Origin of the sequence: Myxococcus sp. RHSTA-1-4, assembly GCF_020037125.1 — a bacterium.
In the GTDB taxonomy this organism is placed as follows: Bacteria; Myxococcota; Myxococcia; order Myxococcales; family Myxococcaceae; genus Myxococcus.
Genome location: NZ_JAIQDG010000017.1, coordinates 220028 through 234568 on the forward strand (window position 1 = coordinate 220028; position 14541 = coordinate 234568).

A 14541-nucleotide genomic window follows, 5' to 3' on the forward strand; every position below is an offset into this window, starting at 1 on the left:
CGCTAGGTTCCCCGCCCTTCATGCCGCAGCTCGGTCCCTATTCCCTGCCGAACCCCTACATCCTCGCTCCCATGGCGGGCGTGAGCGAGATGCCCTTCCGTGTCATCGCCTTCCGTCTGGGCGCCGCCCTCTGCCCCACGGAGCTGGTCAGCTCCCAGGGGTTGATGCGGGCCAACCAGCGCACCCTGAAATACCTGCGCTACGACGCCGAGGTGGAGCGGCCCTACTCGCTGCAAATCTACGGCGGCGAGCCGGAGGCCATGGCCCGCGCCGCGCTGGTGGGCAGGGAGGCCGGCGCGCGAATCATCGACATCAACATGGGCTGCCCGGTGAAGAAGGTGACGAAGAACGGCGCCGGCAGCGCCCTGCTGTGTGACGTGCCCCGCGCCGCCCGCATCGTCCGCGAGATTCGCGAGGCCACGGGGCTGCCCGTCACCTGCAAGATTCGCTCGGGCTGGGACGCGAAGAGCCGCAACTACCTCCAGATGGCCGCCGCGCTCCAGGAGGCGGGCTGCGCGGCGCTGGCCATCCACCCGCGCACCCGCGAGCAGGGCTACTCGGGCCAGGCGGACTGGAGCGTCATCGCCGACCTCAAGCGTCACTTCCCGGACATGCCCATCATCGGCAACGGCGACGTGAGGACGCCCGGGGACGCGCGGCGCATGCTGGAGTCCACCGGCTGTGACTTCGTGATGATTGGCCGCGCGGCGCTGGGCAACCCGTGGATTTTCCGCGAGCTGCTGGGCGGCCCTCCCGCCACGCCGCAGGAGCGTTGCGCCCTGGTGCTGGAGCACCTGCGCGCGCACCTGGACTTCGTGGGTGACGCGCTGGGCGCCGTGCGCTCCTTCCGCAAGCAGCTCGCGTGGTACGCCCACGGCCTGTACGGCGCCGCCGCCTTCAGGGCGGAGGTCAATGCGCTCGACGCGCCCGAGGCCGTGGAGGCCTGCGTGCGCCGCTTCTTCGCCGCCGCCGACACCGACAGCGCCGGCCCCTCGGAGGAGCAGGACGTGGACTACCGCGCCGCGCTGGGCTGAGCCCCAAAAGGAGAAGGCGCGGCCCCTCTCGAAGAGGGCGCCGCGCCTTCGTGCTTCAGACCACCAGGCCTATGCCGGGATTACAGGCTCGGCTTGTACGTGGAGACGGCCCACGCCATGCGCGTCGTCTGGCCCGCGGTGAAGTGGTTCATGCAGGCGTCGTCGGTGTAGTCCATGAAGTTGTAGATGGGGTCCTGGCCCGTGGCGGAGCAGGTGTCGCGGCCCGCCGGGCAGCCGTAGGCGGCGGAGGCCTCGGCCGGCGTGTCATCCACGGAGTCGCCCGAGCCGGTGCAGCCGCCCTGGAACGTGTGGTACAGGCCCAGGTAGTGGCCGACCTCGTGGGTCGCCGTGTCACCCAGGTTGTACGGGGCCGCGCTGCCGCCGGGCAGCGAGCTGTGGAGCAGCACCACGCCGTTCTGGTAGTGGCTCTCCGCGTAGGACCACGGGAACACCGCCCAGCCCAGCAGGCCCTGCCCGGGGCCCGCGGTGTAGATGTTCAGCGTGGTGGCCGGGCTCTTCGCCAGCGTCTGCTTGGCCAGCGTCTCGTTGCGCGAGCCCGGCGTCATGCCGAACCACTTGGAGTTGTTGGTCCGGTCGATGGACACCGTCTGGAACTGGAAGCCCTTGCCGGCGTAGGCGTCGTTCAGGACCTGGAGCTGCGCGGCGATCTGCGCGTCCGTCACGTTACCGGTCGTGCCGCTGGTGATGACGTGCCAGGCCACATTCACCATGTTGTCGGCGGCGGCGCGCACCTGGAACTTCGAGGCCTCCTCGGGGGTCGGCTCGCGGCGGGCCTCGCTGGGGCCGAAGTCGACCGTGCCGCAGGCGCCCGTCTTGTTCTCGGCGAAGAACGCCTCGTCGATGACCTGGCCTCCGATGACCTGGAAGTCGGCGACCTCCGCGGCGGGCTTCGGCTCCTCACTCTGGCAGGCGGTGAACGTCAGGGCGGTGGTGACGGCAACGACACTCGACCACATCTTCTTCATGGATGGTGCTCCTGGATGTGAGAGGCCGACCCCGGGATTCCTGAGAAAACGGAAGGCCCGTTCGGTTGGTCCCGCATCAAGCAGCTAATCGCTTGGTGAAGTCAAGGCCATGAGAGTGGAATTTTCACAGCCATGTTGTTCTTTTGTGCCAGAGGCGCCCAATTCCGCCCTGATTCCGGGCGCATAGTGGCCTTGTTTCAGCCAGTACCCCGGAGGGGTGACCCATTCCCGGACAGCAACCCCGATGTTTTACATGGAATCCGGGGAGACGAGCCGGCGCCCGCTCGCAACCGCCCGGAAGTACTCGCAAGCGGGGGTGGGGCGGCGCTCCAGGGTGTTGAAGTCCACGTGGTAGAGGCCGAAGCGGGGGCCCCAGCCCTCCAGCCACTCGAAGTTGTCGAGCAGGCTCCAATAGAGGTAGCCGCGCACGTCCACGCCGAGCCCGCGCGCGGCCAGCACCTGGGACAGGTGTGAATGGATGTAGTGGGGCCGGCGCGCGCCGCCGCGGTCATCGATGCCGTTCTCGGTAATCCACACCGGCCGGCCGTAGCGCTTCACCTCGCGCAGCGTCTGGAGGAAGCCCTCGGGCCAGTCCTCCCAGCCGATGTCGGTGAGGCCGCGGCCCTGCGTGTCGCGGTACTTGAACTCGATGAAGGGCGCGCGAGGCACGAAGCGCAGGTGCGCGCGGGTGTAGTAGTTCACACCGATGAACTCCACCGAGTCCCGCGCCCCGGGGATGTCCACGCGGGTGGAGGCCACGCCCGGCATGGTGACGCGCAGCTTCCCGGTGGCCAGCGCCTCGTGGAAGGCGTGGTTGTAGGCCTGGGCGCTCAGCCGCACCAGCGCGCGGTCCAGCGGGTGCCACCACCGGTCCGGCGCGAAGGCGAGCGTGTTCTGGGAGATGCCCAGCTCCACACGGCCCAGGCGCGACAGCAGCTCCTCGCGCGCGGCCACGTGCGCGCGCACCAGGTTCTCCAGGGCCTTCATGGTGGTGGGGCCGTCGATGATGCCCGGAGGAATGGCGCCCTGGAGATAGCCGCCCAGCAGCAGCACCATGGGCTCATTGAAGGAGATGACCAGCGCGTCCAGCCCCTCCAGCAGCGCCGCGCACCGGCGCGCGTACTGGCGGAAGGCGTCCACGCTGGCCGGCTGGTGCCAGGGCGTCTCGCGGTGGAACCACGTGGGGTGGGTGAAGTGGTGGAGCGTCACCACGGGCCGCAGGCCCTGGGCCTTCATCTTGAGGAGCCGCTCCCGGTACGCCTCCAGCGCCGCGCCGTCGTAGCGGCCGCGCTCGGGTTCGATTCGCGCCCACTCGAGGGAGATGCGGAAGGCGGTGGCGCCCACCGCTCGCGCCAGGGCGTAGTCCTCCTCGTAGCGGTGCCAGTGGTCCACCGCGCGGCCGCATCTGGCGTCCGGCTCCTTCAGCCTGCCGGCGCGCTCCCACTCGGCCCAGTCGTTCTCGATTCCGCCCTCCACCTGGTACGCCGAGGTGGCGACGCCGAAGGTGAAGTCCTCGGGGAAGGTCAGCTCGTGGGTGCTCATCGTGGTGGCGCAACGTAGACCCCGCCTCCCAGCGCGGAAAGCGCCGCGTGCCCGCCGCTCGCGCGCCGAGGTGGCCCGAGCGGCGGTGGCGCGAAAGTGGCCGAAGCGCGTCCGGAGCCGGAAAATCGGCCTCGCGCGCGATGCCTTCGCGCGCTTCCGAATGTCCGCGAGGCACCGTTTCGGGCCTCCGGAAGCGCCCGATGCCGAAAAATCGGCCTTGAAGCGCGTTGCAATACATCACCATGCGTTGACACACGCGCATGTCACCCGTACTCTTCACTTCAAGCACTCACTCCCATCAAGAAGAGTGCAGGGCCTCATTTGACTGGGGCTACATCACTGAACCGGAGGATTCTGATGGCTGCCAAGAAGAAGACCGCCTCGAAGGCCGCGAAGGCGAAGAAGACCACCACCCGCAAGACCGCGGGCAAGACCGCGAAGAAGGCGGCGGCCAAGAAGGGCGGCGCTCGCAAGGCCGCGAAGAAGGCCCCGGCCCGCAAGCGCGCCAGCAAGACGGCGTCCGCTCCGGCGACCCCGGAGTCCTGAGCAGCAAGAAGTCATGAGCGGACGTGAGTTGACGTCCGGTGAACGGCTCGGCGAAACCCGCCGGGCCGTTTTCATTTTTGGCGCTGGAGGGGCCCGTGTCGCTGCGTCCCGTGGAGCTGGAGCAGGTGGTGGAGGAGGTGCGCACACGCCTCGTGGGGGCGGTGGCGCAGAAGGCCTGGTGCCCACTCCCCCGGCTGGCCTACCTGGAGCTGCGCGTGCCCGGCCGCTCGGTGGTGCTGTGCCTGTGCGCGGAGGGAGACCTGGCGCGCATGTCGGTGGCGGAGGAGCGCTTCCCCACGCCGGGTGAGCCGGCCCCCTTCCAGCGGTGGCTGCGGCACGAGCTGACCGGCTTCAAGCTCCAGGGCGCCCGCTGGCGCGAGGCGGAGCGGGTGGTGGAGCTGGACTTCGAGCGCGAGGACGTGCGCCGCCGGCTGGTGCTGGAGCTGGGCGCTCCGGGCGGCCTCTTCCTCTTGAGCGACAACGGCCGCGTGCTGATGCACTCCGGCGAGGGCTTCGCGCAGCGGCGCAACCTCTACCCGGGCATGGCGTGGACGCCCCCGGAGCCGCAGCCGCCGGACGCGCTCGCCAAGGCGAGGGGCGTGCCGTCGCGCCTCGTGCCCTCGGAGGGGGATGACCTCCCGTATGCCCGGGCCGCGGAGCGGCTCTTGGGGGCGCGCGACAAGGCCAGCCGCGCCGAGAGCATCCGCCGCCGGCTGGCGCAGCCGTACCGGGCGCGCCTCAAGCGCTCCTCGCGCACGCTGGAGAAGGTGCGCGCGGAGGCCTCGCGAGGGCCGGACGCGGAGAAGCACCGGCGGCTGGGCGAGCTGCTCACGCAGAACCTCTTCCGCCTCAAGCGGGGCGCCACCGAGGTGACGCTCACCGAGTACACCGAAGCCGGCGCCGAGGAGGTGCGGGTGGCGCTGGACCCGAAGCGCACGCCCAAGGAGGAAGCGGACTGGCACTTCCACCAGTACCGGCGGCTCCTGCGCGGCGTGGAGCAGGCGCGCCACCGCGAGGCGGAGCTGGCGCGCGAGGTGGCGCAGGCGCAGGCCGCGCTCACCCAGATTGAGGCAATGGACGAGGCCCTGCTTCTGGCGCAGGCCGAGGTGCTCCAGCTTCCCTCGGGAGGAGAGGGGGCGCCGGAGGGGCGGCCCTTCAAGGAGTACGTGGGCCACGGCGGCGCGCGCATCTGGGTGGGGCGGGGCTCGGAGGACAACGACACGCTCACCTTCAAGGTGGCGCGGCCCTGGCACCTGTGGCTGCACGCGCGCGGCGTGCCGGGCAGCCACGTGGTGCTCCCGCTCGAGAAGGGCCAGGAGGTGGCGCAGGAGGTGCTGCTGGACGCGGCGCACCTGGCGCTGCACCACTCGGGCGCCAAGGGCGAGCCGCGCGGCGAGGTGAGCTACGTGCCGGTGAAGTTCGTGCGCAAGGTGAAGGGCGGCGCGCACGGGCAGGTGACGTACACGCGAGAGAAGACCTTCGTCGTGCGCATGGAGCCGGAGCGGCTGGAGCGGCTGCTCAAGTCCCGCCACGCGGAAGCGCCCGCGTCCTGACTCCGCCATGGAGGTGGGGCAGGGGACTCCGGCGTCCTGCCCTGGAGTCGGGGCCCGCTGCCCCTGGCGGACAGCCGCCTGGAGGCCCGCCTCCCGGGAATCCTCATGGAGGCGGGGAGGTGGGCGCGGTTGACGGGCTGACTTAAGGGGGGGCAGGCAGGGGCCGCCGGCCTTGAGTCCCAGGGGGTGCCGGGTACGATGGCGGCCGAGTGAGTCCCGAGCAACTCCGCCAGATGTCCTTCTTCCCTCGCGGCCTGTCCGCGGCCAACCGGGCCCCGGAGGCCGTCGAGCCACAGCCGGCGCGGGACGTGATGCCCGCTCCCGTGCCGCCGCGGCCCCCTCCTCCTCGCAACCGCATTGTCGAGGAGGCGCCGCGCATGCTCACCGTCACCTCGACGCGCGAGGAGATGTGGACGCGCGCCGAGTCCCTGGCCTGGCGGCTGAGCGCCGAGCTGGGCATGCCCGTGCGGCTGTCGGTGACGGACAACCGCTCCACCATGGTGTCCTTCCGCCGGGGCGCCAACGTGCTGCAGCTCCGGCTGCACCACATGTTCCTGGACGCGCCCGAGCCGGTGGTGCGCGCGGTGGCGGACTACGCGGGCCGTGGCCACCGCGGCGCGGGCGGGGTGCTGGACGAGTACATCCGCGGCCAGCAGCCGCGCATCCGCCAGGTGCGCCGCGAGACGGACGCGGACCTCAACCCCCGCGGCCGCTGTTTCGACCTGCAGGCGCTTTACGACGCCGTCAACGCCGCCCATTTTCAGGGCCTCATCCAGGCCCGTATCGGCTGGGGCCGCATGCCGCCGCGCCGGCGCCGCAAGTCCATCCGCCTGGGCGTCTATGACCACCAGACGCGGGAGATTCGCATCCACCCCGCGCTGGACAGGCCGGAGGTGCCCGCCTTCTTCGTGGAGTTCATCGTCTTCCACGAGATGCTCCACCAGCTCTTCCCGAGCAACGCGCGCGGCGGGCGCCGCGTCCACCACCCGCGTGCCTTCCGCGAGCGCGAGCGGACGTACCCGCACTACGCCGCCGCGTTGCGTTGGGAACGCGAGAACCTGGGCGTGCTGTTGCGCGGTTGATGGCTCATTCGCTCGCTGGCTCATTTACCGTTTTACCGAGCGATGCCACCCGTGGACCGTGCTTGACGCGTCCATGAGGTGCACCCATCCTCCCGAGCCCTATGCGAAGAGCGAAGATTGTCTGCACCCTCGGTCCCGCCAGCCAGAGCCAGGAGATGCTCGAAGCGCTCCTGGAGAACGGCATGGACGTCGCCCGCCTGAACTTCTCCCACGGCAGCCACGAGCAGCACGCGGAGAACATCGCGAAGCTGCGCGCCGCGTCGCTGAAGGTGCGCAAGGCGGTGGGCATCCTCGGGGACCTCCAGGGACCCAAGATTCGCACCGGCCGCTTCGTCAAGGGCAGCACGGAGCTGAAGGAGGGCGGCACCTTCCACATCACCACCGACGAGACGGTGCCGGGCACGGACGACATCGTGTCCACCACGTACCCCTTCCTCGCGGCGGACGTGAATCCGGGAGACCGCATCCTGCTGGATGACGGCCTGCTGGAGCTGAAGGTGCTGGAGACGGACAAGCAGAAGCTCCTCAAGACGCAGGTCATCCACGGCGGCACGCTGAAGAACAACAAGGGCATCAACCTGCCCGGCGTGGCGGTGCGCGCGGAGGCGCTGACGCCCAAGGACCGCGAGGACCTGGTCTTCGGCCTCAAGGCCGGCGTGGACTACATCGCGCTGTCCTTCGTGCGCCAGCCGTCGGACCTGGACACGGCGCGGCAGGCCATGGCCGAGGTGGGCCGCACGGTGCCCATCATCTCCAAGCTGGAGAAGCCGGAGGCCATCGCCCGGCTGGACGCCATCCTCGACAAGACGGACGGCGTCATGGTGGCGCGCGGAGACTTGGGCGTGGAGATTCCCCCCGAGGAGGTGCCGGCCGTCCAGAAGGACATCATCCGGCGCTCCAACCTGCGCGGCCTGCCCGTCATCGTGGCCACGCAGATGCTGAACTCGATGATTGACAACCCGCGCCCCACGCGCGCCGAGGCGAGCGACGTGGCCAACGCCGTCTTCGACGGCGCGGACGCGGTGATGCTGTCGGGCGAGACGGCGAGCGGCAAGTTCCCCATCGAGTCCGTGCAGATGATGGAGCGCATCATCCTCGCGGCCGAGTCGTCGGCGCGGACGGGGAGCCAGCCGCACTACATCGAGGCGCCGCTGGGACTGCCCCAGCACTTCCCGGACGTGATTGCCCGGGTGGCGTGCGAGGCGGCCAAGGCGAGTGGCGCCACGCTGATTGCCGCCTTCACCCTGTCCGGCGTGACGGCGCGCCTGCTGGCGCACTACCGGCCGCCGGTGCCCATTGTCGCCTTCAGCCCGAACCAGGAAGTGCGGCGCCGGCTGGCGCTGCTGTGGGGCGTGGTGCCGCGCGTGCTCGAGCCCATCCAGGACACGGAGGAGATGCTGAAGCGCGTGGAGGAGGAGCTGCTGGCGCGCGGGCTGGGCCGCAAGGGCGACCGCATCGTCATCGTCTTCGGCGCGCCGGTGGGGCAGCCGGGGAAGATCAACAGCCTCCGCCTGCACACCATCGGCTGAGCGCGCGGGGCTACTTCTTGTCGTGGAGGGCGCGGCGGGGAACCTCCGCCTCCACGAAGATGGTGAACAGCTCCTTGTCGAGCTGGCCGGAGTCCGCCTCGCGCTTGAGGATGTCGAGCGCGAGCGTGTGGGGCACGGCCTTCTTGTAGGGACGGTCACTGGCGGTGAGCGCGTCGTAGATGTCGGAGATGGACATCATCCGGGACTGGATGGGGATGGCCTTCTCCGCGCGCGGGTAGCCGGTGCCGTCGAGCTTCTCGTGGTGGGCGTAGGCGATTTCCGGCACGCGGCGCAGGGTGCGCGTCCACGGAATCTGGGTGAGGAAGCGGTAGGTGTGCTCGACGTGGCTCTCGATTTCGCGGCGCTCCTCCGGGGAGAGGGTGCCGCGGGTGATGGAGAGCGACTGGATTTCGCGGGGCAGCAGCAGGGGCTGGGACTGGCCGTCGGCGTCCGCGTACTGGAGCCTGCCCAGCTCGTGGAGGCGCTCGAAGTTGCCCTGGGCGAGCACGGTGGGGCGGTTGCAGGTGAGGATGAAGTCCAGCACCTCGTTGAGCTGCTTCAGCTCGGTGCCCAGCCGCTCCTCCTCCTCGCCCTCGATTTCCGCCAGGTGCTTGTCGCCGCGAACCTTCACGGCCTCCAGCCGGCGGCGGTAGCTCTGGAGCTGCAAATCCTTGCGGGCGAGCTGGAAGCGGGCGCGCAGCGCCTCCAGCTCGTGCGGGTAGAGCTTCTCCGCCTTGACGAGCACGGGCTCGCGCACGCCCACCTTGCCGAAGTCATGCAGCAGCGACGCGTAGCGCAGCTCCTGCAGCTCCACGGGGGAGAAGCGCGTGTGGGCGTAGGGGCCGGTGGACAGGTGCTCCAGCGCCTGGGCCAGGGACACCGTGAGGTCGGCCACGCGGCCGGAGTGGCCCGCGGTGGTCGGGTCCCTGGCCTCGATGGCGACGACGGAGGCGGAGACGAAGCCCTCGAAGAGGCGGTTGATTTCGTCGTGGAGGAGGGCGTTTTCAATCGCGCCGGCGGCCTGGGCGCCCAGGGCGAGCAGCAGCTCCTCGTCCTCGGCGTTGAAGCTGCCGCCGTCGAGCTTGTTGAGGGCCTGGATGACGCCCGTCACCTCGCCGTTGGCGTCGCGCATGGGGACGCAGAGGATGGTCTTCGTCAGGTAGCCGCTGGAGATGTCGAACGAGCGGTTGAAGCGCGGGTCCGAGTAGGCATCCGGGATGTTGATGACGGTGCCCGTCTGGGCCACCTGGCCGGCGATGCCGCTGCCCACCGGGAGGCGGATTTCGCTCTTGGAGCCCTGGGCCACCTTGCTCCACAGCTCGTTGCGCTCGCGGTCCAGGATGAAGAGCGAGCAGCGGTCCGCCTCCACCACCTTGGTGGCCTCGAAGAGGATGAGGGGCAGCAGCAGGTCGAGGTCGCGCTCCGCGCTCATCGCCTTGGCGACGTCCAGGATGGACGTGAGCTTCGCGAGGCGGCGGCCCAGGTCGGGAGGAGGGGACGAGGCGGGTTGGGAAAGCACCGGGCGGCTCCGGGTGAAGCGGCCTGCGGCCGCGAGGGCTTCACTGTTGTAGCACGGCTGGACGGGTGACTGCCCGGGGCCCCACCTGTCCGGTTACCTGCTTTCTGGTGGACGCCCCTGGGTGCGTTCCGTGCCACCGGAACGGGGGAAGCGGGTATGAAGCGCCGCATGAACCGCCGCCCCGTCCGTATCTCTCCCTCTCTGTTGTCCTGTGACTTTGGCCGCCTCGCCGAGGAGGTCCGCGCCGTGGAGGCCGCCGGAGCGGATCTGATTCACGTGGATGTCATGGATGGCAGATTCGTCCCGAACATCACGATTGGCCCGGTGGTGGTGGAGGCGCTCAAACGGGTGGCGACGAAGCCGCTGGACGTGCACCTGATGATTGTGGAGCCGGAGCGGTACGTGGAGGCGTTCGCGAAGGCGGGGGCGGACGTGCTGACGGTGCACGTGGAGGCGAGCCCGCACCTGCACCGGACGCTGCAGCAGATTCGCGCCGCGGGGGCGAAGCCGTCGGTGGTGCTCAACCCGGGCACGCCGCTGTCGGCGATTGAAGAGGTGCTGGGGGAGGTGGAGATGGTGCTGCTGATGAGCGTGAACCCGGGCTTCGGCGGTCAGAGCTTCATCGAGTCCACGGTGGACAAGGTGCGCCGGCTGCGGGCGATGCTGGACGCGCGCGGGCTGGACGCGGACATCGAGGTGGACGGCGGCATCAACGCCGACACGGCGAAGCGGGTGGTGGCGGCGGGGGCGACGGTGCTGGTGGCGGGCAGCTACGTCTTCGGGGCGAAGGACTACGCGCAGGCCATCCGCACGCTGCGGCCGTGAGGGGCCTTCAGGCGCGGGAGCGGGCCGCGGCGGTGGCGAGGCGGGCGACGCGGGTCATGAAGGTGGGGTCGAAGGGCTTCACCTCGTAGTCGTCGGCGCCGAGCTCGAAGCAGACGTGGCGGGTGAACTGGTCCTCGACGCCGCTGAGGATGATGACCTTGCAGTCGCGGGTGGTGGGGTCCTGCTTGAGTTGGGCGAGCAGGTCTCTCCCGTCCAGGTGCTGGTTGATGTCCAGGATGATGACGGCGGGACGGTGCTGCCGGGCCAGCTCCAGGACGCGCTCCGAGGTGGTGTCCGAGATACACGTGAGCCCGGACCGCTTCGCCTCGCGGGCGAGGGCGGAGACGATGAGGGGCTCGTCATCGGAGATGAGGACGACGGGGGGCGTCATGGAGTCGTGCTGCGGCAATGCGGTGTAACCTTTTTAGCAAAGCAAGAGATGTTCCTCTCCGGAAGTACCGGAATGTCGGGGTGTTGGGAAGTGAAGAAGCGGGTCTTTCCTGCCGTCCGGGTTAGGCCGTACCCCCTGCGAGGAGGCAGGCGGGGCCGGAAGAAAAGGTGATCCGAGAACGTTGACTCAGCCGGGCGGCTCGGGTACTACCGCCCCACTTCGCCGGTCCCGAGAGGCAACCCTCCGGCGGATGGACATATCGGGGAGTGGCTCAGCCTGGTAGAGCACTTGGTTCGGGACCAAGGGGTCGCAGGTTCAAATCCTGTCTCCCCGACCATAAAAGGCCCAGGAGTTTCGCGGACTTTCGCGACGACTCCTGGGCCTTTCTCTTTCCCCAGCAACCAGGGGGGCTGCTCTCAAGCGGGCATCCGAACCAGGCGCTCATTGTCCGTGCCCGGGGGCGGGGCCTACAATCAGCCGCATGGCGACCAAGGACGCACTGCTCTCAGACGCACTGCGACTCCCGCCCGAGGAGCGCGCCGAGGTCGCCCACAAGCTGCTGCTCAGCTTGGAAGAAGGGGCGGAGGACCCAGAAGCCCAGTCCGAGGGGTCTGCGGAACTGGGGCGCCGGGCTCGTGATGTGCTCGACCGGAGCGTAAAGACGGTGCCCTGGGAGCAGGTCGAAGAGCGCATCCGCGCCCGGCTCGGCCAGCGATGGTGAAGGTCCGTCTCGAACCCCACCCCGAAGCTGGCCGTGAGGTGGATGCGGCCGCTATTGGTACGCGGGCCAGCGGGCCGGCCTGGGAGCCGAGTTCTTCGCTGGCCTCGGCCAGAGTCTCCGGGGGATTGTCGAGACCCCTCTTACAAACCCTGCCTGGCGTGGTGGGCGAGGGAGGAACCTGGGGTGAGGCGCTTCCTTATGGAGCGCTTCCCGCTCACGCCGCGGTCCTGCCTCTCATGCTTGAGCAACTCGTGGTGGCGCTCGCCGTCGGTGGACGTCACGGTCTACAGCGTGTCGCTCGTCAGCGGCGCGTTCGTCTCTAGACCCAGGCAGCCGCAGGACTTTCGCCGGATGCTGGAGGTCGCGCGGTCGCCGGCCGCGAGCGAGCTTTCCGGGTAGGGTCGATTTTGACTGACTATTGGGGGTGTCAGAGCAGGCTGGTATGTGGCGCCTTGCTCCTGTCGGCCAGGGGCATCAACGATGGGGCTCTCATGAGGGTTTGCGGGATTGTGGCGCTGCTCATGCTCGCGACAGGATGCGCGACGACGAGGGTTGTCAATCTCGACACAGGGCAGGGAGCGCCGATCGTCTACACGCCGATCGAGTCCGATCCGGTCGAGATAAGTGAAGAGGAGTTCAAGAACGCAGTCACGCAGCTCGTGCTCGACATGGAGCTGAACGTTGCACTGAATGAGTTCGAGCGCGGCGACTCACGCTCATTGCTTGCCTCCGCTGGGGGGATCGTCGACGGCGCACAAGGCCGCACTGTGTCCCCGTCGTATGAACGGATTTGCCAGCGCCAGAGCGATCCAAGTAGCTGCCTGAGCCTGCTTGCAGGTGGGTTCACGTTGGGGCCAATGGAGCGGCGAATGATGGCGCTCTACTTCGCGCTCGATACGGTATGGGAAGGTGTTGAGGAAGCGATAAAGGATTTAACGAATCCTGCCGCTCTGCGAGCGATGATTACGACTATGATCGGAACCGCGCTCGTCATGCTTGTCGCACCCGAGCCGGTTACGAAGCTCATCGCGATTGCGCTGACGGCATCCTTGATTGCGTATCTCGGCACGGGACCTGTGTGGCGCATAGGGCAGGGATTCCTGCGACTCTTGGAAGAATCAAGGGACGCGAAGAACTTTTCCGAGCTGGAGGACGCAGGGCATCACTTCGGGAAGATACTCGGCGACAACGGGGCTCGCGTTCTAGTGGTTGTCGCGTTGGCAGCGCTCGGCGGAAAGAACGCCATGGCTGCGCAAGGCTCCAAGCTGCCGGGCGCGGCGCAGGCTGCATTGAGAGCGCAGGCCGAAGGTGGGTTCCAACTATCTGCGGCTTACGCGGGCGAGGTGCACGCGATTGCTGTCCCAGCGACCGGAGTGCTGAATATTTCGCTCGCACCGACTGCCATTGCGGCGGTTGCTATGGGACCTGGGGACGGGATTCAGGGCGACCCCGATGGTCCCATTCACCATATCTGCACGGATAAGAATGAGATCTCCGAAGCATCGGGCGGTCCTTGGACGCCAGAATTCGAACGCTATTTCAAGCTAGCCAAGATGGACCTGAATGACCGTGCGAACTTGGTGCGCATCAGGGGGCACAAGGGACCTCATCCTCGCGAGTACCATCAAGCCGTGCTTGACCGGATCGCTAGAGCCATGCAGGGTTGCCGCGGTGCCGCGCAGTGCCGGGCCGCTCTGGTTGGTGAGTTGGCAAAGATAGCGAAAGACCTCACAACGGCCGGGACAGAGTTGCGGAAGCTGATCACGAAGGAGCCCGGGGCGTGACAAAATGGGACGACGTTATTTTCGCCTAGCTATCGATGTGGATGTGCCGGGGCGCTGGTACCTGGGAGAGCCCACTGGCATCGCAGGACAGGAGCGTGATGACGTTTGGGAGTTCAGCTACGGGCGGCCCGTCGACGTGCATGAGCGGTTGCGCGTTCCAATTGACCGCCCCGGCAAGCCCCTTGACTTCGATACCGCTGGGGTTGGGCAGACGCCTATCGTCAGCGCGCGGCTCGCCTCCATCTTCCGCGAGATGGCACCTGGCGACGTTCAGCTCTTCCCGGTCGAGGTCCAAGGGCAGGCGGAAACATTCTTCCTGATGAACGTGGCGCGGACGGTCCGGTGCATTGACGACAAGGAGAGCGCAGAAGTTCAGCTCTACACGCTGGATGACGGTCGGCCAGACCAGGTCGGAGAGTACCGCTCAGTTATTGGACTGCGCATTGACAAGGCGAAGGTTGGCGACGCTCGCGTGTTCAGGCTGTGGGGGTGGCCCCCACCGATCATCGTCGATGGGGAGATCAAGGAAGAGCTGGAGCGAACCGGCATCGTCACGGGAGCACGGTTCGACGAGGTGTAATCGGCCAGGGCCCCGCCGATTGCGAGTCACAGCCCAAGGCCACCAGCCTATTCCAAGCAGGGATCACTCCGGCAGGAAGTCTTCTTCTTGCCGTTGCCGCCACCGCTCCGCCTGACTGCGCGCATTGCTTTCCTCGTACGCCGCCCACTCTGTTGACGCGCACGTCTGCTGATGGGCGAGCAAACCGGCTGGTTGATGGGCATCCGTCAGGAGCCTGCGAGCCGTCAGGGGGCGTGATGCCCATCGAGCCCGGCTCCGGGACGCCACCCTGGCCGATGATGGCGTCCCGAGGCCGAATGACTACGCGGGGAGCTGCGCGCGCTCAATCACGCCGCGGACGAGCTCGCCGTCGACGAGCTTGCGCTTGAGGCGGGCGGCGTCGCGCAGGCACAGCTGGGCGAGGCGGTCGAGCTCGCGATGGGCGCCCTCGCTGGCCTCGTGGAGAAGCG

The 14541-nt window shown here is 68.5% G+C and carries 13 protein-coding genes and 1 tRNA gene; 10 read left to right on the top strand and 4 right to left on the bottom strand.

The window, feature by feature from the left end; translation table 11 throughout:
- Window positions 1–20: 20 nt before the first annotated feature.
- Window positions 21–1034 (top strand): tRNA dihydrouridine synthase DusB, encoded by a 1014-nt coding sequence (gene dusB / locus K8638_RS23590; protein WP_223756853.1) that lies wholly within the window; start codon window positions 21–23, stop codon window positions 1032–1034.
- 80 nt (window positions 1035–1114) lie between these two features.
- Here dusB and K8638_RS23595 read toward each other — a convergent pair whose 3' ends face one another.
- Entirely contained in the window at window positions 1115–2020 is a 906-nt protein-coding gene (locus K8638_RS23595) for a zinc metalloprotease (RefSeq protein WP_223756854.1), read from the bottom strand.
- Window positions 2021–2269: 249 nt separating this feature from the next.
- Entirely contained in the window at window positions 2270–3562 is a 1293-nt protein-coding gene (locus K8638_RS23600; RefSeq protein WP_223756855.1) for a glycoside hydrolase family 1 protein, read from the bottom strand.
- 357 nt (window positions 3563–3919) lie between these two features.
- Between K8638_RS23600 and K8638_RS23605 the strand changes: the two genes are divergently transcribed.
- The 4 genes from K8638_RS23605 to pyk all read left to right on the top strand — a co-directional run bounded on the left by K8638_RS23605 (window position 3920) and on the right by pyk (window position 8272).
- Window positions 3920–4108 (top strand): hypothetical protein, encoded by a 189-nt coding sequence (locus tag K8638_RS23605; RefSeq protein ID WP_223756856.1) that lies wholly within the window; start codon window positions 3920–3922, stop codon window positions 4106–4108.
- A 95-nt stretch (window positions 4109–4203) separates the two neighbouring features.
- The gene (locus K8638_RS23610; RefSeq protein WP_223756857.1) at window positions 4204–5661 is read left to right on the top strand and encodes an NFACT RNA binding domain-containing protein; all 1458 of its coding nucleotides are present in this window, start codon (window positions 4204–4206) and stop codon (window positions 5659–5661) included.
- A gap of 233 nt (window positions 5662–5894) precedes the next feature.
- Window positions 5895–6743, top strand: coding sequence for a hypothetical protein (locus K8638_RS23615; RefSeq protein WP_223756868.1), 849 nt, complete (start codon window positions 5895–5897; stop codon window positions 6741–6743).
- A gap of 101 nt (window positions 6744–6844) precedes the next feature.
- Window positions 6845–8272: a pyruvate kinase gene (gene pyk / locus K8638_RS23620; protein WP_223756858.1), complete on the top strand. Its 1428-nt coding sequence runs from the start codon at window positions 6845–6847 to the stop codon at window positions 8270–8272.
- A gap of 10 nt (window positions 8273–8282) precedes the next feature.
- Here the strand turns inward: pyk and K8638_RS23625 are convergent, their stop codons facing one another.
- Entirely contained in the window at window positions 8283–9791 is a 1509-nt protein-coding gene (locus K8638_RS23625; protein ID WP_223756859.1) for an HD family phosphohydrolase, read from the bottom strand.
- Window positions 9792–9959: 168 nt separating this feature from the next.
- Here K8638_RS23625 and rpe point away from each other — a divergent pair, with 168 nt between their 5' ends.
- Complete coding sequence (gene rpe, locus K8638_RS23630) at window positions 9960–10616, top strand: ribulose-phosphate 3-epimerase (RefSeq protein WP_223756869.1); 657 nt, start codon at window positions 9960–9962, stop codon at window positions 10614–10616.
- Window positions 10617–10623: 7 nt separating this feature from the next.
- On the opposite strand, the gene K8638_RS23635 is transcribed toward rpe, so the two are convergent.
- On the bottom strand, window positions 10624–11007 hold the full coding sequence (locus K8638_RS23635; protein WP_223756860.1) for a two-component system response regulator: 384 nt from the start codon (window positions 11005–11007) through the stop codon (window positions 10624–10626).
- A gap of 260 nt (window positions 11008–11267) precedes the next feature.
- Between K8638_RS23635 and K8638_RS23640 the strand changes: the two genes are divergently transcribed.
- The 4 genes from K8638_RS23640 (at window position 11268) to K8638_RS23655 (ending at window position 14092) form a co-directional block, all read left to right on the top strand.
- Window positions 11268–11344: transfer RNA gene (locus tag K8638_RS23640), tRNA-Pro, on the top strand.
- Between the two features lie 144 nt (window positions 11345–11488).
- Window positions 11489–11728, top strand: coding sequence for an addiction module protein (locus K8638_RS23645; protein WP_223756861.1), 240 nt, complete (start codon window positions 11489–11491; stop codon window positions 11726–11728).
- A 491-nt stretch (window positions 11729–12219) separates the two neighbouring features.
- Window positions 12220–13512, top strand: coding sequence for an AHH domain-containing protein (locus K8638_RS23650; protein ID WP_223756870.1), 1293 nt, complete (start codon window positions 12220–12222; stop codon window positions 13510–13512).
- Window positions 13513–13516: 4 nt separating this feature from the next.
- A complete protein-coding gene (locus tag K8638_RS23655; RefSeq protein WP_223756862.1) occupies window positions 13517–14092 on the top strand; it encodes an imm11 family protein in 576 nt (191 codons plus the stop codon).
- Window positions 14093–14541: the final 449 nt, after the last annotated feature.

Coding starts and splice junctions, on each gene's coding strand:
- K8638_RS23650 (WP_223756870.1), top strand. CDS start 12,220: ATGAGGGTTTGCGGGATTGTGGCGCTGCTCATGCTCGCGACAGGATGC.
- dusB (WP_223756853.1), top strand. CDS start 21: ATGCCGCAGCTCGGTCCCTATTCCCTGCCGAACCCCTACATCCTCGCT.
- K8638_RS23635 (WP_223756860.1), bottom strand. CDS start 11,007: ATGACGCCCCCCGTCGTCCTCATCTCCGATGACGAGCCCCTCATCGTC.
- rpe (WP_223756869.1), top strand. CDS start 9,960: ATGAACCGCCGCCCCGTCCGTATCTCTCCCTCTCTGTTGTCCTGTGAC.
- K8638_RS23605 (WP_223756856.1), top strand. CDS start 3,920: ATGGCTGCCAAGAAGAAGACCGCCTCGAAGGCCGCGAAGGCGAAGAAG.
- K8638_RS23615 (WP_223756868.1), top strand. CDS start 5,895: ATGTCCTTCTTCCCTCGCGGCCTGTCCGCGGCCAACCGGGCCCCGGAG.
- pyk (WP_223756858.1), top strand. CDS start 6,845: ATGCGAAGAGCGAAGATTGTCTGCACCCTCGGTCCCGCCAGCCAGAGC.
- K8638_RS23600 (WP_223756855.1), bottom strand. CDS start 3,562: ATGAGCACCCACGAGCTGACCTTCCCCGAGGACTTCACCTTCGGCGTC.
- K8638_RS23595 (WP_223756854.1), bottom strand. CDS start 2,020: ATGAAGAAGATGTGGTCGAGTGTCGTTGCCGTCACCACCGCCCTGACG.
- K8638_RS23655 (WP_223756862.1), top strand. CDS start 13,517: ATGGGACGACGTTATTTTCGCCTAGCTATCGATGTGGATGTGCCGGGG.
- K8638_RS23645 (WP_223756861.1), top strand. CDS start 11,489: ATGGCGACCAAGGACGCACTGCTCTCAGACGCACTGCGACTCCCGCCC.